This is a genomic window from Streptomyces sindenensis, assembly GCF_014649035.1.
GTDB classification, from domain to species: Bacteria; Actinomycetota; Actinomycetes; order Streptomycetales; family Streptomycetaceae; genus Streptomyces; species Streptomyces sindenensis.
Genome location: NZ_BMSG01000021.1, coordinates 63,165 through 83,965, shown reverse-complemented (window position 1 = coordinate 83,965; position 20,801 = coordinate 63,165). Strand labels below are relative to the sequence as shown.

At 72.7% G+C, this 20,801-nt stretch carries 15 protein-coding genes and 1 riboswitch; of the genes, 5 read left to right on the top strand and 10 right to left on the bottom strand.

Annotated elements, in window-relative coordinates; genetic code table 11:
- Positions 1–33: 33 nt before the first annotated feature.
- Positions 34–3,036, bottom strand: coding sequence for a bifunctional acetate--CoA ligase family protein/GNAT family N-acetyltransferase (locus tag IE145_RS22150; RefSeq protein ID WP_189527198.1), 3,003 nt, complete (start codon positions 3,034–3,036; stop codon positions 34–36).
- A 96-nt stretch (positions 3,037–3,132) separates the two neighbouring features.
- Here IE145_RS22150 and IE145_RS22145 point away from each other — a divergent pair, with 96 nt between their 5' ends.
- Positions 3,133–3,414, top strand: coding sequence for an HPr family phosphocarrier protein (locus IE145_RS22145; RefSeq protein WP_007449776.1), 282 nt, complete (start codon positions 3,133–3,135; stop codon positions 3,412–3,414).
- A gap of 161 nt (positions 3,415–3,575) precedes the next feature.
- Here IE145_RS22145 and IE145_RS22140 read toward each other — a convergent pair whose 3' ends face one another.
- The 4 genes from IE145_RS22140 to IE145_RS22125 all read right to left on the bottom strand — a co-directional run bounded on the left by IE145_RS22140 (position 3,576) and on the right by IE145_RS22125 (position 8,479).
- On the bottom strand, positions 3,576–4,283 hold the full coding sequence (locus tag IE145_RS22140; RefSeq protein ID WP_189527197.1) for a GntR family transcriptional regulator: 708 nt from the start codon (positions 4,281–4,283) through the stop codon (positions 3,576–3,578).
- A gap of 180 nt (positions 4,284–4,463) precedes the next feature.
- Positions 4,464–5,279 carry a M23 family metallopeptidase gene (locus IE145_RS22135; protein ID WP_189527196.1) on the bottom strand — a complete coding sequence of 272 codons (816 nt, stop codon included), beginning with the start codon at positions 5,277–5,279 and terminating at the stop codon, positions 4,464–4,466.
- Between the two features lie 14 nt (positions 5,280–5,293).
- Positions 5,294–5,461: riboswitch (cyclic di-AMP (ydaO/yuaA leader) on the bottom strand.
- A gap of 244 nt (positions 5,462–5,705) precedes the next feature.
- On the bottom strand, positions 5,706–7,076 hold the full coding sequence (locus IE145_RS22130) for a M16 family metallopeptidase (RefSeq protein WP_189527195.1): 1,371 nt from the start codon (positions 7,074–7,076) through the stop codon (positions 5,706–5,708).
- 26 nt (positions 7,077–7,102) lie between these two features.
- A complete protein-coding gene (locus tag IE145_RS22125; RefSeq protein WP_189527226.1) occupies positions 7,103–8,479 on the bottom strand; it encodes a M16 family metallopeptidase in 1,377 nt (458 codons plus the stop codon).
- Between the two features lie 312 nt (positions 8,480–8,791).
- Between IE145_RS22125 and IE145_RS22120 the strand changes: the two genes are divergently transcribed.
- Positions 8,792–11,248, top strand: coding sequence for a DNA gyrase/topoisomerase IV subunit A (locus tag IE145_RS22120; RefSeq protein WP_189527194.1), 2,457 nt, complete (start codon positions 8,792–8,794; stop codon positions 11,246–11,248).
- A 33-nt stretch (positions 11,249–11,281) separates the two neighbouring features.
- Here the strand turns inward: IE145_RS22120 and IE145_RS22115 are convergent, their stop codons facing one another.
- Together IE145_RS22115 and IE145_RS22110 are read right to left on the bottom strand one after the other, a co-directional pair.
- Complete coding sequence (locus tag IE145_RS22115; RefSeq protein WP_189527193.1) at positions 11,282–12,427, bottom strand: CobW family GTP-binding protein; 1,146 nt, start codon at positions 12,425–12,427, stop codon at positions 11,282–11,284.
- Between the two features lie 23 nt (positions 12,428–12,450).
- Complete coding sequence (locus tag IE145_RS22110; RefSeq protein ID WP_189527192.1) at positions 12,451–13,605, bottom strand: citrate synthase/methylcitrate synthase; 1,155 nt, start codon at positions 13,603–13,605, stop codon at positions 12,451–12,453.
- Positions 13,606–13,718: 113 nt separating this feature from the next.
- On the opposite strand from IE145_RS22110, the gene IE145_RS22105 reads away from it, so the two are divergent.
- Positions 13,719–14,966 (top strand): citrate synthase, encoded by a 1,248-nt coding sequence (locus tag IE145_RS22105; RefSeq protein ID WP_189527191.1) that lies wholly within the window; start codon positions 13,719–13,721, stop codon positions 14,964–14,966.
- A gap of 60 nt (positions 14,967–15,026) precedes the next feature.
- Here IE145_RS22105 and IE145_RS22100 read toward each other — a convergent pair whose 3' ends face one another.
- Complete coding sequence (locus IE145_RS22100; RefSeq protein ID WP_010063435.1) at positions 15,027–16,046, bottom strand: LacI family DNA-binding transcriptional regulator; 1,020 nt, start codon at positions 16,044–16,046, stop codon at positions 15,027–15,029.
- Positions 16,047–16,264: 218 nt separating this feature from the next.
- Between IE145_RS22100 and IE145_RS22095 the strand changes: the two genes are divergently transcribed.
- A complete protein-coding gene (locus tag IE145_RS22095; protein WP_189527190.1) occupies positions 16,265–17,944 on the top strand; it encodes an ATP-binding protein in 1,680 nt (559 codons plus the stop codon).
- Positions 17,941–18,615, top strand: a complete 675-nt coding sequence (locus IE145_RS22090; RefSeq protein WP_189527189.1) for a response regulator — start codon at positions 17,941–17,943, stop codon at positions 18,613–18,615. The genes IE145_RS22095 and IE145_RS22090 overlap by 4 nt, the downstream gene beginning before the upstream one ends.
- A 23-nt stretch (positions 18,616–18,638) precedes the next feature.
- Here the strand turns inward: IE145_RS22090 and IE145_RS22085 are convergent, their stop codons facing one another.
- Complete coding sequence (locus IE145_RS22085; RefSeq protein WP_189527188.1) at positions 18,639–20,231, bottom strand: monocarboxylic acid transporter; 1,593 nt, start codon at positions 20,229–20,231, stop codon at positions 18,639–18,641.
- On the bottom strand, positions 20,228–20,671 hold the full coding sequence (locus tag IE145_RS22080; RefSeq protein ID WP_030716054.1) for a DUF485 domain-containing protein: 444 nt from the start codon (positions 20,669–20,671) through the stop codon (positions 20,228–20,230). Before IE145_RS22080 ends, IE145_RS22085 begins: the two co-directional genes overlap by 4 nt.
- Between the last annotated feature and the right edge of the window lie 130 nt (positions 20,672–20,801).

The window sequence follows — 20,801 nt, the reverse complement described above, 5'->3', positions numbered from 1 at the left end:
GGGGACGCCCCGGGGGCCACCGGCCGGTGGGTCTCAGTAGTTCGGCAGGCGGCGGGGGCCGACGTCGCTCCGGGCGGGCGGCGGGGCCAGCCGGACGCTCGCGCCCAGCACGGTGAGTCCCTGCGGGGCGACGACGACGGGTTCGAGGGCGACGGAGACCACCTCCGGGTGGTCGTCGACCAGCCGGGACAGCCGCAGCAGCAGCTCTTCGAGCGCGGCGGTGTCGACCGGGGCCGAGCCGCGCCAGCCGAAGAGCACCGGGGCCGCCCTGATGGACCGGATCAGCTCGGCGGCGTCCCGGTCGGTGGCGGGGACCAGCCGGTGCGCGGTGTCGCCGAGCAGTTCGGAAGGCGCGCCCGCGAGGCCGAAGGAGAGGATCGCCCCGGCGGCCGCGTCGATGGAGGCCCGCACGACGGTGTCCACGCCGCGCGGGGCCATCGCCTGGACGACGGGGAGCAGTTCGGCGGGCTTGCCGAGGAGGTCGGTGAGTTCTCCGTACGCCCGGCGCAGCGCCTCCTCGTCGGCGACGTCGAGGCGGACGCCGCCGAGGTCGGCTCGGTGGCGCAGATGGGGCGCGGTGGTCTTGAGGGCGACCGGGTAGCCGAGCCGGGCCGCCGCGGCGACGGCCGCCTCGGGGTCGGGGGCGGGCAGGGTGGGGCGTACGTCGATGCCGTAGTGGCCGAGCAGTTCGCGGGCCTCGTCGTGGCTGAGCGGGCGCCCGCGCGGGTCGGGGGCGGTGGTGAGCTGCGCCTCGATCAGGGCGGCGGCCCCGGCCTCGTCGATGGTGTCGTCGAGGAACTCGGGGATCTTGCCGGGCACGGCCGCCTGCCGCCGCCACTGGGCGTACTTCACGGCCTCGGCGAGGGCGCGTACGGCCCGTTCGGCGGCGGGGTAGGCGGGGATACGGCCGGGGCGGGCGGGGGCTTCGGGACCGGTGGCCGCTTCGGGACCGGTGGTCGCTCCGGGGGTGGTGGCCGCTCCGGGGCCGGTGGCCGCTTCGGGGGTGGTGGTCGCTTCGGGGCCGGTGGCCGCTTCGGGGGTGGCGGGCGCGGCCGAGGCGGTGGTGGCTTCCCGGGCTTCGGGCGGGCCGGCGGTCCTGGCCCGGGCCGGGGTGGCCGCTCGCGTCTGCGCGGCGGGGGTCACCGTACGGTGACGCGGGGCTGCCGTGCTGCTCGCGGCGGCCAGGGCCTCGGCGAGGCCGCCGATCTCGACGTGGACGACGGCCACCGGCTTGGCCGAGCCCCCGGCCACCGCCTTGGTCAGGGCCTCGGCCAGCACCTGGCCGTCACCGGTCTCGGCCTCCCCGTTCTCCCCCACCCACGGGATGGCGGTGACGATCACGGCGTCGCAGGTCCCGTCCGCCAGCGCCTCGGCCAGCGCGTCGCGGAAGTCCTGCGGAGAGGCGGCGGTGGTGAGGTCGATCGGCGGGCGCGGGCGCAGCCCCTCGGCGAGGCAGGCGTCGTACGTCAGCAGGCCGAGGGACTCGGAGTTGCCGAGGATGGCGACCCGGGGGCCGGCCGGGAGGGGCTGGCCCGCCAGCAGGAGCCCGGCGTCGACCATCTCGGTCACGGTGTCGACCCGGATGACGCCGGCCTGCCGCATCAGCGCGGAGACCGTGGTGTCGGGGATGCGGCTGACCGGGACGGCGTGGCCGGGCGGGTTGGTGCCGCTGTGCCGGGCGCCCTTCACGACGACGACGGGCTTCACGGCGGCGGTACGGCGGGCGAGGCGGGTGAACTTGCGGGGGTTGCCGAGCGATTCGAGGTAGAGGAGCGCGACGTCGGTGTCCGGGTCCTCGAAGGAGTACTGGAGGAAGTCGTTGCCGGAGACGTCGGCCCGGTTGCCCGCCGAGATGAACGAGGACAGGCCCGCGCCGCGCCGGTGGAGGCCGGAGAGCAGGGCGATGCCGATCGCGCCGGACTGGGTGAACAGGCCGATCCGGCCGCGGGCGGGTGACTCGGGGGCCAGGGAGGCGTTGAGCCGGACGGTCTCGGCGGTGTTGATGATGCCGAAGGCGTTCGGGCCGATGATCCGCATGCCGTACGAGCGGGCCTGGCGGACCAGTTCGCGCTGGAGCTCGCGGCCCTCGGCGCCCCGCTCGGCGTAACCGGCGGAGAGGACGACCAGGCCCTGGACGCCGTGCTCGCCGCAGTCGGCGACGGCCTCGGGGACGCGGTGGGCGGGGACGGCGATGACGGCGAGGTCGACCTGTTCGTCGATCTCGCCGAGGGAGCGGTGGGCGGGGACCCCGTCGAGGGTGGCCGGGCCCTCGTCGAAGGCGCGGTTCACGGCGTAGGTGCGGCCGGTGTAGCCGGCGGCGAGGAGGTTGCGCAGGACCGTGCGGCCCACCCCGCCGGGGGTGCGGCCGGTGCCGATGACCGCGACGGAGCCGGGGGCGAGCAGGCGCTGCACCGACCGGGCCTCGGCGCGCTGTTCCCGGCCGCGCTGGACGGCGAGGGACTTCTCGGTGGGTTCGAGGTCGAGGGTGAGGTGGACGGAGCCGTCCTCGAAGCTGCGGCGCTGGGTGTATCCGCCGTCCCGGAACACCTTGATCATTTTGTTGTTGGCGGGGAGCACCTCGGCGGCGAAGCGCCGGATGCCGCGCTCACGGGCGACCGCGGCGATGTGTTCGAGCAGCGCGGATGCGACTCCGCGGCCCTGGTGGGCGTCCTGGACGAGGAAGGCGACCTCGGCCTCGTCGGCGGGGGCGGAGGCGGGGCGGCCCGTGTCGTCGATGCGGTCGTAGCGGACGGTCCCGATGAACTCGCCGCCGATCGTGACCGCCAGTCCGACCCGGTCGACGTAGTCGTGATGGGTGAAGCGGTGCACGTCCCGGTCGGATAGGCGGGGATACGGGGCGAAGAAGCGGTAGTACTTCGACTCGTCGGACACCTGCTCGTAGAAGCTGACCAGTCGCTCGGCGTCGTCCGTGGTGATCGGCCTGATGCGCGCGGTGCCCCCGTCGCGGAGCACCACGTCCGCTTCCCAGTGGTCGGGGTACGCGTGATGCGGACTCTGTTCCGGCGTGGGCTCCATGGCCAAAGCCTACGGCCGGACGGGAGGCCGGGCACAGCACCACGCACTGCATGAGAGACTGGTCTAGACAACCGTTGATATGTGAAGGGCAGAACCATGGCTGAGCGCCGCGTAAACGTCGGTTGGGCCGAGGGCCTGCACGCCCGCCCCGCTTCCATCTTCGTCCGTGCCGCCACGGCCTCCGGCGTCCCCGTGACGATCGCCAAGGCCGACGGCAACCCGGTCAACGCCGCCTCCATGCTGGCCGTGCTCGGTCTGGGCGCGCAGGGTGGCGAGGAGATCGTGCTCGCGTCCGACGCCGACGACGCCGAGGCCGCTCTGGACCGGCTGGCGAAGCTGGTCGCCGAGGGCCTGGAAGAGCTTCCGGAGACCGTCTGACCCCTCCGCCTCCGGTCCGTCCGGATGCGACCCGCGCGAAAGCCGTGATTCCGTCGAGGGATCACGGCTTTTTCGTTTTCGAGAGAGAGCCGCATCCCGATAATGCGGGCAGCGCGAAATAGCCGCTGCGAAATATCTCCTCTTTGTATACGGCGCTTTTGTTAATGCCGGACACCCGCAGTGTTTACGCCGTGTTGCGAACTTCTCACCGGGCGGCCGGGGGCGGTGCGGCGCCCCGAGAGATCCGGGCGGCGGAGCCGGTGCTCGGCGGTGGAGCGTTCCGCGTGCTGGGCGGTGAGGGCCCTCGCCCGCTCCGCGTCGCCGCGCGCCACCGCGTCCACGATCGCGCCGCGCTCGGCCCAGGAGTCGACCGGGCGGGCGGGCTGCTCGACCGCGTACATCCAGGCGATCTTGTGCCGGAGCTGGGTGAGCAGCGCGATCAGCCCGGGGCTTCCGGAGGCCTGGGCCAGGGTCTCGTGGAACCAGCCGCCCAGCGAGCGCAGATCCTCGCCCTCGCCCCGGCGGGCCCGCTCCTGGCCCAGCCTGACCAGACCGCGGAGCACCTTCAGATGGGCCTCGGTGCGGCGCTGGGCGGCTCGGGCCGCGCCCAGCGGTTCCAGGAGCATCCGCACCTCCAGGAGGTCGGCCGCCTCCTGCACGGTGGGCTCGGCGACACAGGCGCCGGCGTGCCTGCGGGTGACCACGAACCCCTCGGACTCCAGCGTGCGCAGCGCCTCGCGGACCGGGACGCGGGAGACCCCGTAGCGGCGTGCCAGCAACTCCTCGGTGAGGCGGCTGCCGCGCTCGTAGACACCGGAGACGATGTCGTCACGGATCGCCGTGCATACCGAATGCGCGGGAATGCGCATATCCGAACCTCCGCCTTGATCCCCGCGAAACGCGGCCGCCCGACGTCTGTTCCGTGACTCTATGACAATCCGTCGGAATTTCCGATGGCGGGCCGGAATCCAGGGATATCTTCTGCCGGGAATTGCCGAAGGCCCCGGCGGGTGCCGGGGCCTTCGGGCGGTGGGGCGCGCGGGGTGGGGTCAGACGTTCAGACCGTGGGAGCGCAGGTAGGCGACGGGGTCCATGTCGGAGCCGTAGTCGGGGGTGGTGCGGGCCTCGAAGTGCAGGTGCGGGCCGGTGGAGTTGCCCGTGGAGCCGGAGAGGCCGATCTGCTGGCCGGAGGAGACGCTCTGGCCGACGGAGACGCCGATCGAGGAGAGGTGGCCGTACTGGGTGTAGGTGCCGTCGGCCATCCGGAGCACGATGTTGTTGCCGTACGCGCCGCCCCAGCCGGCCTCGACGACCGTGCCGGCGCCGACCGCGACGACGGAACTGCCGGAGGCGGCCCGGAAGTCCACGCCGGAGTGGCTGCCGGAGGACCAGAGCGAGCCGCCGGCGTTGTAGCCGGTGGTGACGTGGGAGCCGGCGACCGGGAGGTGGAAGGCATTGAGCCGGGCGCGCTCGGCGGCGCGGGCGGCACGGGCCTTCTCCTCGCGGATCTCCTTGGCGCGGGCCTCGGCCTTGCGCTCGGCCTCGGCCTTCGCCTTGGCCTTGGCGGCCTTCTCGCGGGCCTCGGCGGCGGCCTTGGCCTTCGCCTTCGCGACCGCGTCGGCCTGCCGCTGCTGGGCGTGGGCCTGGGCGTCGATCTGCTCGGCGAGAGTGGTGTCGAGGGAGAGGGCCTGGGTGAGGCCGGTGTCGGCGACCTTGGCGGCCTCGGAGTCCGCGGCGAGGGCCGGGGAGGACAGCGAGCCGAGGACTCCGGTGGTGGCCAGGGCCGCGATGCCGGCGGCCTGGGCGCTCCGGCGCGTGAGGCGGCTCGGGGCACGGTGCTTCCCGGTGGCACGGGTGAACGCCATGGAGGAGCTGGTTCCTTTCCTTCCTTCTCGCCTACCGGGTTAGCTGACGGGTTCGGAGCAGGAAGGTCTCCTACGGATCCCCGCGCCGGGTTCACGGCACGGGCCTCCGATTCACCCCAGGGACTGCGTGGGTCCCCGGCTCCCCAGGCTCGCGCCTGACGGGGACTCGGCGATGACTGCCCGGCGCCGCGGCTGCGGCATACGGGTGGCGGACAGCCGGGCCGACGCTAGGCGGGGCGACTTCCCATCACCAAACGGACAAGGGGATTTGTCGCGTATCCCACAGGGCAGAAAGGCAACCACTCCCCCAAATAGGGGTGAAGCGGACTAATGAGGCAAAAGGCAAGGACCCCGACGAAATCCCTTCCGTCGGGGTCCTGTTCACGGCAGTGGCCGCACAGCGGGCGGCCGTGCGCCGTGGTGGTGTCAGCCGGTGACGACGGTCACCTCTCCGATGCCGAGGGCCTTCACCGGCTCCGCGATCCGGGCGGCGTCCCCGACGAGGACCGTGACCAGCCGGTCGGCCGGGAAGGCGTTGACCACGGCGGCGGTCGCCTCCACGGTGCCCGTCTCGGCGAGCCGGGCGTAGAGGTGGGCCTGGTAGTCGTCGGGGAGGTGCTGCTCGACCTGGTCGGCCAGCGTGCTCGCGACGGAGGCGGCGGTCTCGAACTTCAGCGGGGCGACGCCCACCAGGTTCTGCACGGCCGTCTCGCGCTCGGCGTCGGTCAGCCCCTCGGCGGCCAGCGTCCGCAGGACCTTCCAGAGGTCGTCCAGGGCCGGGCCGGTGGACTCGGTGTCCACCGAGCCGCTGATCGCGAGCATCGCCGCGCCGCCCGAGTCGGGGCCGGAGGAGCGCAGCACCTGGGCGAAGGCGCGCACGCCGTAGGTGTAGCCCTTCTCCTCGCGCAGCACCCGGTCCAGCCGGGAGGTGAGGGTGCCGCCCAGGCAGTACGTGCCGAGCACCTGGGCGGGCCACACCCGCTCGTGCCGGTCGGCGCCGATGCGGCCGATCAGCAGCTGGGTCTGGACCGCGCCGGGGCGGTCCACGATCACCACGCGGCCGGTGTCGTCCGCGGTGATGGGCGGCACCGGACGGGCCTGGGCGGCGTTGCCCGACCAGTCGCCGAGGGTCTCCGCCAGCAGCGCGTCCAGGTCGATGCCGGTCAGATCGCCGACGATCACGGCGGTCGCGGTGGACGGGCGGATGTGGGCGTCGAAGAAGGCGCGCACGGCGGCCGCGTCGATCCGCCGGACCGTCTCCTCGGTGCCCAGGCGGGGACGGGACATCCGGGCGGTGGCCGGGAACAGCTCCTTGGAGAGCTGCTTGGCGGCGCGCCGGGACGGGTTGGCGTGCTCGTGCGGGATCTCGTCGAGGCGGTTGCCCACCAGGCGCTCGATCTCGCTCTCGGCGAAGGCGGGGGCCCGCAGCGCCTCGGCGACCAGTCCGAGCGCCTTGGCCAGCCGGGAGGCCGGGACCTCCAGGGAGACCCGGACACCGGGGTGGTCGGCGTGCGCGTCGAGCGTGGCGCCGCACCGCTCCAGCTCGGCGGCGAACTCCTCGGCGCTGTGCTTGTCGGTGCCCTCGGAGAGCGCCCGCGACATGATCGTGGCCACACCGTCCAAGCCCTCGGGCTCGGCCTCGAGCGGCGCGTCCAGGAAGATCTCCACGGCGACGACCTGCTGGCCGGGGCGGTGGCAGCGCAGCACGGTCAGCCCGTTGGGCAGGGCGCCGCGTTCGGGCGCCGGGAAGGCCCAGGGGCGGGCCGTGCCGGGCGTGGGCTGCGGGTGGAACTCCATGGCTACTCCAGTCACGGCGGCGTCGCTCACTTGGCCGCCCCCTCGTGCGCGTCGGTCCCCTCGGTGCCGTCCCCGCCCTCTTCGCCCTCGGCGGCCTCACCGGCCGGCTCGATGGGCTCGTAGACGAGCACCGCCCGGTTGTCGGGGCGCAGGGCCGCCTCGGCCGCCGCGCGCACCTCCTCGGCGGTGACGTCCAGGACACGGCTCACCGCGGTCAGGGCGAGCTGCGGGTCACCGAACAGGACGGCGTAACGGCACAGTTCGTCGGCGCGGCCGGCGACCGTGCCGAGCCGGTCGAGCCACTCGCGCTCCAACTGCGCCTGGGCCCGCTCCATTTCCTCCGGGGTGGGCCCCTCGGCGGCGAACCGGGCCAGCTCCTCGTCGACGGCGGCCTCGATCGTCTCCACCTCGACACCGCCGGAGGTCTTCACGTCCAGCCAGCCCAGCGAGGGCGCCCCGGCCAGCCGCAGCAGGCCGAAGCCCGCCGCCACGGCCGTACGGTCGCGGCGGACCAGGCGGTTGTGCAGCCGGGAGGACTCGCCGCCGCCCAGCACGGTCAGCGCCAGGTCCGCGGCGTCGCAGGCGCGGGTGCCGTCGTGCGGGAGGCGGTAGGCGGCCATCAGGGCGCGCGCCGGAACCTCCTCGTGGACCACCTCGCGCAGCTGCTCGCCGATGATCTCGGGCAGCGTCCCGTCGCGCGGCGGCTGCTTGCCGTCGTGGGAGGGGATGGAGCCGAAGTACTTCTCGATCCAGGCGAGGGTCTGCTCGGGGTCGATGTCGCCGACCACCGAGAGCACCGCGTTGTTGGGCGCGTAGTACGTGCGGAAGAACGCGCGGGCGTCCTCCAGCGTTGCCGCGTCCAGGTCGGCCATGGAGCCGATCGGGGTGTGGTGGTAGGGGTGGCCCTCGGGGTAGGAGAGGGCGGTCAGCTTCTCGAACGCGGTGCCGTAGGGCACGTTGTCGTAACGCTGGCGGCGCTCGTTCTTGACGACGTCGCGCTGGTTCTCCATGGACTCCTCGTCGAGCGCGACGAGGAGGGAGCCCATCCGGTCGGCTTCGAGCCACAGCGCGAGCTCCACCTGGTGGGCGGGCATGGTCTCGAAATAGTTGGTCCGCTCGAAGCTGGTCGTTCCGTTGAGCGAGCCGCCGGCCCCCTGGACGTGCTCGAAGTGGCCGTTCCCCTTGACCTGGCCCGAGCCCTGGAACATCAGGTGCTCGAAGAGGTGAGCCAGGCCGGTGCGTCCCTTGACCTCGTGGCGCGAGCCGACGTCGTACCAGAGGCAGACCGCGGCGACCGGGGTCAGATGGTCCTCGGAGAGCACCACACGCAGGCCGTTGGCCAGGCGGTGCTCGGTTGCTGTCAAGCCGCCGGAGCCGGCCTGTGCGGTGGCCGTGTGACCCATGGGCATGTACGTCCCTTCGATCGCGATACTGGACTTCCTGACCGGTACTCCCTGCCAGACCTGCCACTCTAAGCAAGCGCACCGGCACCTGGCGAAGTTCCCGTTCGGCGGATGTTTCCGTCGATGGTGTCGCGAACACCGTCGAAGGGGTACCGCCCGGGCGGCTTCCTTCCGTCCTCCGAAGAGGCCTTCGGACGGGTCGAGGTCGGCGTTGTCAGTGGGGCGGTCCACAATGGACCGCGTCAGCAGCTCGTGTTGTCCCGAACAAACTCAGGTCGCCCGAACAGAATCCGTGAAGGAGTCGCAGCCGCGATGGCCCGCCGTAGCACGAAGACCCCGCCTCCGGACGACTTCGAGGAGAAGATCCTCGACATCGACGTCGTCGACGAAATGCAGGGCTCCTTCCTCGAGTACGCGTACTCGGTGATCTACTCCAGGGCCCTGCCCGACGCCCGCGACGGCATGAAGCCGGTGCACCGCCGCATCGTGTCCCAGATGAACGAGATGGGACTGCGCCCCGACCGCGGCTATGTGAAGTGCGCCCGCGTCGTCGGCGAGGTCATGGGCAAGCTGCACCCGCACGGCGACGCCTCGATCTACGACGCCCTGGTGCGCATGGCGCAGCCGTTCTCGATGCGTCTCCCCCTGGTCGACGGCCACGGCAACTTCGGCTCCCTCGGCAACGACGACCCGCCGGCCGCCATGCGGTACACCGAGTGCCGGATGGCCGACGCCACGTCGTTGATGACCGAGGCGATCGACGAGGACACCGTCGACTTCCAGTCGAACTACGACGGCCAGGAGCGCGAGCCGGTCGTCCTCCCCGCCGCCTACCCCAACCTCCTGGTCAACGGGGTCTCCGGGATCGCCGTGGGCATGGCCACCAACATGCCCCCGCACAATCTGGGCGAGGTCATCGCCGCCGCGCGGCACCTGATCAAGCACCCGGGCGCCGACGTCGAGACGCTGATGCGCTTCGTGCCGGGCCCCGACCTGCCCACCGGCGGCCGCATCGTCGGGCTCTCCGGCATCAAGGACGCCTACACGGCGGGCCGTGGCTCGTTCAAGATCCGCGCCACCGTCTCCGTGGAGAACGTGACCGCCCGCCGCAAGGGCCTCGTCGTCACCGAACTGCCCTTCACCGTCGGCCCGGAGAAGGTGATCGCCAAGATCAAGGACCTGGTCTCGGCGAAGAAGCTCCAGGGCATCGCCGATGTCAAGGACCTCACCGACCGGGCGCACGGCCTGCGCCTGGTCATCGAGGTGAAGAACGGCTTCGTGCCGGAGGCGGTGCTGGAGCAGCTCTACAAACTGACGCCGATGGAGGAGTCCTTCGGCATCAACAACGTGGCGCTGGTCGACGGCCAGCCGCTCACCCTGGGCCTCAAGGAGCTGCTGGAGGTCTATCTCGACCACCGCTTCGAGGTCGTGCGCCGGCGCAGCGAGTTCCGCCGTACGAAGCGGCGCGACCGGCTGCACCTGGTCGAGGGTCTGATCGTCGCCCTCCTCGACATCGACGAGGTCATCCGGATCATCCGGGACAGCGACAACTCCGCGCAGGCGAAGGAGCGCCTGATGGAGCGCTTCTCGCTGAGCGAGATCCAGACGCAGTACATCCTGGACACCCCGCTGCGCCGGCTCACCCGCTTCGACCGGATCGAGCTGGAGAGCGAGCGCGACAAGCTGAACGGCGAGATCGACGCGCTGACCGCGATCCTGGAGTCGGACGCGGAGCTGCGCAAGCTGGTCTCCTCGGAGCTGGCGGCCGTGGCGAAGAAGTTCGGCACGGACCGGCGCACCGTGCTGCTGGAGTCGGCCGGTTCGCAGATCGCGTCCGTACCGCTGGAGGTGGCGGACGACCCGTGCCGGGTGCTGCTCTCCTCGACGGGCCTGCTGGCCCGCACGGCGAACGCGGAGCCCGTCGAGATCTCCGAGGACGCGCGGCGGACCAAGCACGACGTGATCGTGTCGGCGGTGGCGGCGACGGCCCGGGGCGACGTCGGGGCGGTCACGTCGGCCGGCCGGCTGCTGCGGCTGTCCGTGATCGACCTGCCGCAGCTGCCGGACACGCACGCGGAGCCGAACCTCTCGGGCGGGGCGCAGATCTCCGAGTTCCTCACGCTGGAGGCTAACGAGGAGCTGATCTGCCTCACGACGCTGGCGGAGGACTCGCCGGGTCTCGCGCTCGGCACGCTCCAGGGCGTGGTGAAGCGCGTCGTGCCGGACTATCCGGCCAACAAGGACGAGCTGGAGGTCATCACCCTCAAGGACGGTGACCGCATCGTGGGCGCGACCGAGCTGCGGACGGGCGAGGAGGATCTGGTGTTCATCACCTCCGACGCCCAGTTGCTCCGCTATCCGGCGGCTTCGGTACGCCCGCAGGGACGGCCCGCCGGAGGCATGGCGGGCGTCAAGCTTGCGGCCGGGGCCGAGGTGCTGTCCTTCACGGCGGTGGACCCGGCGGCCGATGCGGTCGTGTTCACGGTGGCCGGTTCGCACGGCACGCTGGACGACTCGGTGCTGACGTCCAAGCTCACCCCGTTCGACCAGTATCCGCGCAAGGGCCGGGCGACCGGCGGCGTGCGCTGCCAGCGGTTCCTGAAGGGCGAGGACGTCCTGGTCTTCGCCTGGGCGGGTCCCGTCCCGGCCCGCGCCGCCCAGAAGAACGGCACCCCGGCGAAGCTGCCGGCTCCGGACCCGAGGCGGGACGGTTCGGGCACGCCGCTGCTGGAGAAGGTGGCCGTGATCGCGGGCCCGCCGCTGTACTGACGCAGTCTCACCGTCAGGAGCGGCCGCGAGGCTTTACGCCTCCGCGGCTGCTTCCTGCATCCCGGCCTCCGCCCCGGCCTCCGCGTCCCCCTCGCGGGCGGGCTCCGGTACGTAGCGGAGCACGCCCCACATGGCGCGCTCGGTGTCGGAGGCGTCGGGCCGCGTCTCCGGCTCCGCCCGGCAGGCGGCGAGTCCGGCCGTCAGCGCGTCGGCGTCGATGCCCGCGCCGATCATGACGAGCTGGGTGAGGCGCTGTTCGCCGCGCGCCCACGGCCGGGGGACGAAGCGCAGGAACCGGCCGACCGCGTGCAGCGCGTAGGTGTTGTCCCGGTCCCCCGCGCCGAAGTCGACGAACCCCTTGATCCGGTAGAGCCCTTCGGGCCGGGAGTCGAGGAACGCCATGAAGCGGCGCGGGTCCATCGGCACGTCGGCGGTGAAGTCGACGCTCTTGTACGCCGCGTGGAGGTGGTCGGCGTGTCCGTGCCCCTCGCACTCCTCGTGTTCGTCGCACTCCTCCTGGTGCAGCAGGTCCTCGAAGCTCAGCTGACCCGCCGTCTCCGCGCCGTCGGGCCGCAGCGCGGGGTCGAAGAGCAGCTCGGGATCGATCCTGCCGTGCTCTGCGGAGATCACGGCGGCGGGGCCGCTCAGCTCCGAGACCGTCGCCCGCAGCCGCTCGCGTTCGGCCTCCTCCACCCGGTCGGTCTTGTTCAGGACGACGAGGTCGGCGACGGCCAGATGGCGGTCCAGCTCGGGGTGCCGCTGCCGGGTGGCGTCGAACTCGGCCGCGTCGACGACCTCGACCAGGCCCCCGTACAGGATGTGCGGGTTGTCGCTGGCCAGCAGCATGCGGACGAGTTCCTGGGGTTCGGCCAGTCCGCTCGCCTCGATGACGATCACGTCCAGCCGCGCGGACGGCCGGGTCAGCGTCTCCAGGAAGGTGTCGAGTTCGCTCGCGTCCACGGCGCAGCACAGGCAGCCGTTGCCGAGCGAGACCGTGGAGCCGACCTGGCCCGAGACGGTCATGGCGTCGATCTCGATGGCCCCGAAGTCGTTGACGATCACGCCGATCCGGGTGCCCGCCCGGTTGCGGAGCAGATGGTTCAGGAGCGTGGTCTTGCCGGAGCCGAGAAAGCCCGCCAGGACGACGACCGGGATCTGCGGGGTACGGGGCGGAGTCAACGGGAACCTTCCTGGGGGCGTCGTCAGGGTGCCGGGACCGGCTGCGGCGGGGGTGCGCCGACGTAGCGGGCCGCCGGGCGGATGATCTTCGAGTCCTCCGCCTGCTCCAGGATATTGGCGCTCCAGCCGATCACCCGCGCCGCGCAGAAGGTGGGGGTGAACATCGCGCGGGGCAGCCCGCACAGCTCCATGACCACCCCGGCGTAGAACTCCACGTTGGTGTGCAGCTCCCGGCCCGGCTTGAGTTCGGCGAGGATCGCCTCGACCTGGGCCTCCACCTCCACGGCGAAGTCGACGAGCGGGCCGCCGAAGCCCTGGGCGATCGACTTGAGCATCCGGGAGCGCGGGTCCTCGGTGCGGTAGACGGGGTGGCCGAAGCCCATGATGCGGCGGCCGGAGAGGACCTGTTCGCGGATCCAGCCGTCGATCCGGTCGGGGGTGCCGATGGCGTCCAGGGTGTCCAGGGCCCGGCTGGGCGCTCCGCCGTGCAGCGGCCCGGAGAGCGCGCCGACCGCCGCCACCAGGCAGGCTGCCAGGTCGGCTCCGGTGGAGGCGACGACGCGGGCGGTGAAGGTGGAGGCGTTGAAGCCGTGGTCGACGGTCGAGACGAGGTACTGCTCGATCGCCCGTACCTGCTCGGGCCGGGGCTCCGAACCGGTCAGCATGTACAGGTAGTTCGCGGCGTGCGGCAGGTCCGCGCGGGGTGCGACCGGCTCCAGCCCCTGGCCGAGGCGGTGGAGGGCGGTCAGGATCGTGGGCACGGCCGCGCTGACGGCGAGCGCGTCCTCGCGTCGGCGCCCGGCGCCGATGTCGTACACCGGGCGGAAGCCGGCCGAGGCGCCGAGCAGGGAGAGCGCGGTGCGGAGCCCGGCGAGGGGGCCCGAGACGGCGCTCGCGCGGGCGATGGCGGGCAGGGCCTCGGTCACATCGGCGGGGAGCGTGCGCAGGCTCGCCGTACGGGCCGCGAAGTCGGCGGCCGCGGTCCGGTCGGGCAGCTCCCCGTGGAACATCAGGTACCACACGTCCTCGAAGCCGCGGGTCCGCGCCAGCTCGATCGCCGAGTACTGGCGGTAGTGGTAGAAGCCTTCGCGGCCACGGACGTCACCGAGGGCGGTGTCGGTGACGACGACACCGGCGAGGCCACGGGGGGCGGCGGGGGCGACAGGTGTGCTGGTCATGGCTGCTCTCTCTCCTTCGTGCATGCAACATTGATTCGACTGTCCATGCTTGACGGAAGATCTGTCAATGTTGATTGAATCAATGCATGAGCGGAGTGGATACGGTGGTTTCCATGACGGATCAACCAGGGCACGAGCGGCACGACGCACCCCGGCTCACCACCCGGCAGGCGGCCGAGCTGCTGGGCGTGAAGCCGGAGACGGTGTACGCCTACGTCAGCCGGGGCCAGCTGAGCAGCGTGCGGGCCGCCGGGGGCCGGGGCAGCACGTTCGACGCCGAGGAGGTCCGGGCGCTGGCGCGGCGTTCGGGGCGCCGGGACCCGTCCCCGGCCAGTGGCGACCTGGCCTTCCGGACGGGCATCACGCTCATCGAGGACGACCGCTGCTACTTCCGCGGGGTCGACGCGACGGAACTGGCCCGGCACTACGGCTACGAGGAGGTCGCCGAGTGGCTGTGGACGGGTGAGCCGCGGCCGGGCGCCCGCTTCGCCGCACCCGCCGGGACCCTCGCGGCGGCCCGCAGGGCGGTCGAGGCGCTGCCCGCGCACAGCGGGTCGACGGACCGGCTGCGGGTGGCGGTGACGGCTGCCGCGGCCACCGATCCGCTGCGGTTCGACCTGGCGCCGGAGGCGGTGCTGAACAGTGCGCGCGGCCTCATCCCGACGCTGGTCGGCGCGTTGCCGGTGCTGGGCGGTCCGGCGGCCGAAGGGGGTCGGCTGGCGGCGGACCTGTGGTCACGGCTCACGGCGGAGCCGGCCGACGCACCGTCCCTCGCCGTGCTGGACGCGGCCCTGGCGCTGCTGATCGACCACGACCTGGCGGCCTCCACCCTGGCCGCCCGGGTCGCCGCCTCCGCGCGGGCCCATCCGTACGCCGTGGTCTCGGCGGGCCTCGGCGTGCTGGAGGGGCCGCTGCACGGTGCGGCGAGCGGCCTGGCGCACCGGCTGCTCCGGGAAGCGCTGGACCGGGGCAGCGCGGTCCCCGTGGTCGCCGACCATCTGCGGACCGGGCGGCGGGTGCCGGGCCTGGGCCACCGGCTGTACCGGGGCGAGGACCCCCGGGCGGCCGTCCTGTTCGACCTGCTGGCGGAGGTGCCGCAGGCGGCCGGGGCGCTGGCGGCGGCCCGTGAGGTGGTGGCCACGACGGCGCGGCACACTCCGCTGCACGCCAACATCGACCTGGCGCTGGCGGTCCTGTCGGTCTCCCAGGGCATGGCGGCGGACGCGGGCGAGACCGTGTTCGCGGTGTCCCGCACGGCGGGCTGGATCGCCCACGCGCTGGAGGAGTACGGGGAGCGCCCGCTCCGCATCCGGCCGAGCGGGCAGTACACCGGCCCCCGGCCGCCCCAGCCGCTCCCCTGACCAGGGCCCCGGGCCGCAGGTCCGGACCAAGGGCCCTCGGGAGCGCAAATTAGCTACGGATCACAGGGAATTCTCGCGCGGCGGCTGCGCGGTGGATCCGCGCACCACCAGCTCGGGCTCGAAGAGCAGCTCGTCCGAGGGCACGGCCCGCCCGCCGATCTGCACCGAGAGCAGCTCCACGGCCGCGCGCCCCATGGCCTCGATGGGCTGGCGGACGGTGGTCAGGGGCGGCTCGGTGCAGTTCATGAAGGCCGAGTCGTCGTAGCCGACGACGGACACGTCGCCGGGCACCGAGAGCCCCCGGCGGCGAACGGCACGCACGGCGCCCAGCGCGAGCGGGTCGCTGGCGCAGATGATGCCCGTGACGCCCCGCTCCAGCAGCCGCGTCGCGGCGGCCTGCCCGCCCTCCAGCGAGAACATGGCCCGGGCCACCCACTCGTCGGGGATGCTCGTACCGGTCTCCTCGGCGAGCACCCGGGCGGCGGCGAGCTTGCGCTGCGAGGGCACGTGGTCGGACGGCCCGAGCACGAGTCCGATGCGCTCGTGGCCGAGCGAGACGAGGTGACGCCAGGCCTGCTCGACGGCGACGGAGTCGTCGCAGGAGACGCCGGGGAAGCCGAGGTGCTCGATGGCCGCGTTGATCAGAACGACGGGGATCTTGCGGTCGGCGAGCACCTTGTAGTGGTCGTGCGGGGCATCCGCCTGGTGGTAGAGGCCACCCGCGAAGACCACGCCGGAGACCTGCTGCTGGAGGAGCAGCTCGACGTAGTCGGCCTCGGAGACGCCGCCCTTGGTCTGGGTGCAGAGCACCGGGGTCAGCCCCTGCTGGGCGAGCGCGCCGCCGACCACTTCGGCGAAGGCCGGGAAGATCGGGTTCTGGAGCTCGGGCAGGACGAGCCCGACCAGCCGCGCGCGCTCGCCGCGCAGCTGGGTCGGGCGTTCGTAGCCGAGGACGTCCAGCGCGGAGAGGACGGCCTGCCGGGTGGCGTCGGAGACGCCCGGCTTGCCGTTCAGCACCCGGCTGACCGTCGCCTCGCTGACTCCCACTTTCTGGGCCACTTGAGCAAGTCGTCGCGTCATGAACGCAAGATTAGCGCAAGAAACGCAAGCAGATTGCGTTGATGGTGAACTCCCTCGGAACACTCGCGGGGGCAGCGCTGAAACGCTCACAGACGCGGCGGCCGTAAGCAAGAGGGAGGCATGAGGGAGGTGAGAGGTACACGGAGCGGACGCCTGTGTTCCAGGGCTCCGCGCGACAAGATTTCCGCCCCGGCCGCCCGGCCCTTACCGTCTCTACGATGAACGCCCCACCGACCCCCGGCCGGGGACCGCGCCGGTTCGGCTGGCCCCAGCGGGTCTTCTCCCAGGTCCTGCTGATGCAGCTGGCCATCATCACCGGTGTGACGATCCTGGTCACCGGCCTCTTCCTGGCCCCGCTCAGCGAGCAGCTGGACGACCAGGCGATGCGCCGCGCCCTGGCCATCGCCCAGTCCACCGCCGCCGACCCGGACATCGTGGAGAATCTGAGCAGCACGGACCCGTCGGACGGGGGCCCGGTCCAGTCGGCCGCCGAGCGGGTCAGGCGGGCGACCGGCGCGAAGTACGTCGTCGTCATGAACCAGCGCGGGGTGCGCTGGTCGCATCCCGACACCCACCGGATCGGCGCGGTCGTCTCCACCGACCCCGGGCAGGCGCTGCGCGGGCGTGAGGTGATGGAGATCGACAGCGGCACCCTCGGCCGCTCGGCCCGGGGCAAGGTGCCGTTGTTCGGCCCGTCCGGCGAGGTGATCGGCGCGGTGTCGGTGGGTATCGCGTACGACAGCGTCCGCGCCCGGCTCCTCGCGGCGATCCCGGGGCTGTTGGCGTACGCGGGCGGGGCCCTGGCCGTCGGGGCGCTCGCCGCGTATCTGATCTCCCGGCGCTTGCAGCGGCAGACCCATGACCTGGCCTTCTCCGATATCTCCGCGCTGCTGACCGAACGCGAGGCCATGCTGCACGGCATCCGCGAAGGGGTCGTGGCCCTCGACGGGGCGGGCCGCGTCCGGCTGCTGAACGACGAGGCGCAGCGGCTGCTGGGGCTGGGCCCGGAGGCGGCGGGCCGCCCGCTGGAAGAGGTGCTGGGCGACGGGAGGACCACGGACGTGCTGGCGGGGCGGGTGGTCGGCGACGATCTGCTGGCGGTACGGGGCAGCCGGGTGCTGCTGGCCAACCGGATGCCCACGGACGACGGCGGAGCCGTGGTGACCCTGCGCGACCGGACCGAGCTGGAGCACCTGGGCCGCGAACTCGACTCCACCACGGGGCTGATCGACGCCCTGCGCGCCCAGGACCACGAGCACGCGAACCGGCTGCACACCCTGCTGGGGCTGCTGGAGCTGGAGATGCACGAGGACGCGATGGAGTTCGTCACCGAGGTGGTCGGCGTGCACCGGGCGACGGCCGAGCAGGTCACGGAGAAGGTCCAGGATCCGCTGCTGGCCGCCCTCCTCGTCGGCAAGACGACGGTCGCCGCCGAGCGCGGTGTCTCGTTGCGGCTGGCTCCGGGCACGCTGCTGCCGGACCGGGTGGTCGATCCCCGGGGCCTGGTGACGGTGGTGGGCAACCTCGTCGACAACGCCACGGACGCGGCGGCCGGATCGGACGGGGCGCGGATCGAGGTCGGCCTGCGGACCGAGGGCCGTACGGTGGTCCTGAACGTGTGCGACAGCGGCCCCGGCGTCCCGCAGGACCAGCACGCGTCGATCTTCACCGAGGGCTGGTCCACCAAGGACGTCCCCGCGCACGGCAAGCGCGGCCTCGGTCTCGCCCTCGTACGCAGGCTCGCGGAGCGTCAGGGAGGCAGTGTGACGGTGTCCGGGGCGGACGGCGGCGGCGCGGTGTTCACGGTCGTGCTGCCGGAGGCGCTGGCGGAGCCCGCCGCGGGTTCCCTGGACGGTCCGCGCCACCCCTCGCGTCCGGCGACGGGAGAGCAGCGGTGATCGAGGTCCTGATCGTCGACGACGACGTGCGGGTGGCGCAGATCAACGCGGCGTACGTCGCCAAGGTCCCCGGCTTCCGGGTGGCCGCGCAGGCTCACTCGGCGGCCGAGGCGCTGACGGCCGTCGAGGAGGTCCCGGTCGACCTGATCCTGCTGGACCACTATCTGCCCGACCGCAACGGCCTCGCCGTCGTACGGGAGCTGCGCCGCCTCGGCCGACAGGTCGACGTGGTGATGGTGACGGCCGCCCGGGATGTCGCGACCGTGCAGGACGCGATGCGGCACGGCGCGCTCCAGTACCTGGTGAAGCCGTTCACGTACGCGGGTCTGCGCACGAAGCTGGAGGCGTACGCGGCGCTGCGGCGGACGCTCGACGGAGGCGGGGAGGCCGAGCAGGCGGAGGTGGACCGGCTGTTCGGCGCGCTGTGGGCGGCGGGCGAGCCGGCCCTCCCCAAGGGCCACTCCCCCACCACCGCCGACCTCGTCCGGCGGGCCCTGCGCGGTGCCGACGGTCCGCTCTCCGCGCAGGAGATCGCCGACAGCGCGGGGATGAGCCGGCAGACCGCCCAGCGCTATCTGAAGCTGCTCGAGCGCACCGGCAAGGTCCGGTTGACCCTGCGGTACGGCGAGACGGGCCGGCCGGAACACCGGTACGCCTGGGCCGCGGGCTGAGCCGCCCGGGGCCCCGCCACGCCCTACGCCGCCCCGGCCCCCGTCAGCGCCCGCACCTCGGCCTCGGCGTGCCTGGCCTCGTCGGGCGGCTCGGGCGAGGTGACCGTACCGATCCAGCCGGCCAGGAAGCCGAGCGGGATCGAGACCAGGCCCGGGTTCTCCAGCGGGAAGAGCTGGAAGTCGACGCCGGGGAGCAGGGACGTCGGGCTGCCCGAGACGACGGGCGAGACCAGCACCAGGACGACCGCCGGGACCAGACCGCCGTACACCGACCAGACCGCGCCCCGGGTGGTGAAGTTGCGCCAGAACAGCGAGTAGAGCAGGACCGGGAGGTTCGCGGAGGCGGCCACGGCGAAGGCGAGGCCCACCAGGAAGGCGACGTTGAGGTCCTGGGCGAGCAGCCCGAGACCGATCGCGACCGCGCCGATCCCGGCGGCGGCGATGCGCGCCACGGCGACCTCGCTGCGCTTCTTGCGTCCGGGGCGGCGGAGCGAGGCGTAGAGGTCGTGGGCGACCGAGGCGGACGAGGCGAGCGTGATGCCCGCGACGACGGCCAGGATGGTGGCGAAGGCGATGGCGGCGACCACGGCGAAGAGAATCGTTCCACCGGTGGAGCCCCCGCCGCCGCCGAGATCGAGCGCCAGCAGGGGGATCGCGGTGTTGCCCGCGGCGTTCGACGCGCGGACCTCGGCGGAGCCGACGAGTGCGGCGGCGCCGAACCCGAGCACGATCGTCATCAGGTAGAAGCTGCCGATCAGGCCGATGGACCAGACGACGGAGCGGCGCGCGGCGCGGGCGGTGGGCACGGTGTAGAAGCGCGACAGGATGTGCGGCAGCCCCGCCGTACCGAGGACCAGGGCCACGCCCAGGCTGATGAAGTCGAAGCGCGAGGTCCAGTCCCCGCCGTACCGCAGTCCGGGGGCGAGGAAGTCCTTGCCGTGCCCGCTGCGTTCGGCCGCCGTGTTGAGCAGGCTGTTGATGTTCCCGTGGAAGTGGACCAGGACGAGCACGGTCAGCGCGAGGGCTCCGGCCATCAGCAGGACGGCCTTGACGATCTGGATCCAGGTGGTGGCGCGCATGCCGCCGAAGGACACGTAGATCACCATCAGCGCGCCGACCCCGACCACGGTCCAGGACCGGGCCGCGTCGCTCGTGCCGCCGAGCAGGAGGGCCACCAGGCTGCCCGCGCCGACCATCTGGGCGACCAGATACAGCACGGAGACGGTGACGGACGAGGTGCCGACGGCGGTACGCACCGGGCGCTCCGCCATCCGTGCGGCGACCACGTCGGCCAGCGTGAACCGGCCGCAGTTGCGGACGAGTTCGGCGACGAGCAGCAGAACGACCAGCCAGGCGACGAGGAAGCCGACGGAGTAGAGCATGCCGTCGTAGCCGAAGAGGGCGATCAGCCCGGAGATGCCGAGGAAGGAGGCCGCAGACATGTAGTCGCCGGCGATGGCGAATCCGTTCTCCATGGGCGTGAAGAGGCGTCCGCCGGCGTAGAACTCCTCGGCGGAGCCCTGCCGGTTGCGGCCGACCCAGGTGGTGATGAAGAGCGTCACCGCGATGAACGCGCTGAACAGCAGCAGGGCGAGGGTCTGGTGGTCTCCTTTCACCGTCCGAGCCCTCTCGTCATCTCCTGGGTGTCCCAGCGCAGATCGAGCGCCGCCCGGTCCCTGCGCAGCCGCGCGTGCCGTGCGTACGCCCAGGTGAGCAGGAACGTGGTGAGGAACTGGCCGAGCCCCGCCACCATCGCGACGTTGACCGCTCCGGCGACCGGGCGGGCCATCAGGGCGGGGGCGGTGGTCGCGGCGACCACGTAGGCGAGATACCAGAGCAGGAAGGCGAGGGCGGCGGGGGCCACGAAGCGGCGGTAGCGGCGGCGCACCTCGCGGAACGCGTCGCTGCGGTGCACTTCCAGATAGATGTCGGCCGCGCTGGGCCGGGGGTCCGGCTCCGCCGCACCGGACGCGTCGAGGGCCGCGGCGCCTCCCGTACCGTCCTGGTCGCCCCGGCCGGGCGCCGGTACGTCGTCCCACGGGTCGTCGAGCCGCACTCCCGCGGTCTGAGGCCCTGCTTCCTTCTCCACCGAACAACTCCCCTGATTCGCGGACCTTTTCGGCCGCACGGTCAACCTTGGGCGGTTCGGTGGGGTCCCGGGCGCGTCATTCGCCCGACTTCACCCC

Bases quoted from the DNA above. Each gene is read 5' to 3' on its own strand.
- IE145_RS22150 (WP_189527198.1), bottom strand. From the start codon at position 3,036: ATGGAGCCCACGCCGGAACAGAGTCCGCATCACGCGTACCCCGACCAC.
- IE145_RS22145 (WP_007449776.1), top strand. From the start codon at position 3,133: ATGGCTGAGCGCCGCGTAAACGTCGGTTGGGCCGAGGGCCTGCACGCC.
- IE145_RS22140 (WP_189527197.1), bottom strand. From the start codon at position 4,283: ATGCGCATTCCCGCGCATTCGGTATGCACGGCGATCCGTGACGACATC.
- IE145_RS22135 (WP_189527196.1), bottom strand. From the start codon at position 5,279: ATGGCGTTCACCCGTGCCACCGGGAAGCACCGTGCCCCGAGCCGCCTC.
- IE145_RS22130 (WP_189527195.1), bottom strand. From the start codon at position 7,076: ATGGAGTTCCACCCGCAGCCCACGCCCGGCACGGCCCGCCCCTGGGCC.
- IE145_RS22125 (WP_189527226.1), bottom strand. From the start codon at position 8,479: ATGGGTCACACGGCCACCGCACAGGCCGGCTCCGGCGGCTTGACAGCA.
- IE145_RS22120 (WP_189527194.1), top strand. From the start codon at position 8,792: ATGGCCCGCCGTAGCACGAAGACCCCGCCTCCGGACGACTTCGAGGAG.
- IE145_RS22110 (WP_189527192.1), bottom strand. From the start codon at position 13,605: ATGACCAGCACACCTGTCGCCCCCGCCGCCCCCCGTGGCCTCGCCGGT.
- IE145_RS22105 (WP_189527191.1), top strand. From the start codon at position 13,719: ATGACGGATCAACCAGGGCACGAGCGGCACGACGCACCCCGGCTCACC.
- IE145_RS22100 (WP_010063435.1), bottom strand. From the start codon at position 16,046: ATGACGCGACGACTTGCTCAAGTGGCCCAGAAAGTGGGAGTCAGCGAG.
- IE145_RS22095 (WP_189527190.1), top strand. From the start codon at position 16,265: ATGAACGCCCCACCGACCCCCGGCCGGGGACCGCGCCGGTTCGGCTGG.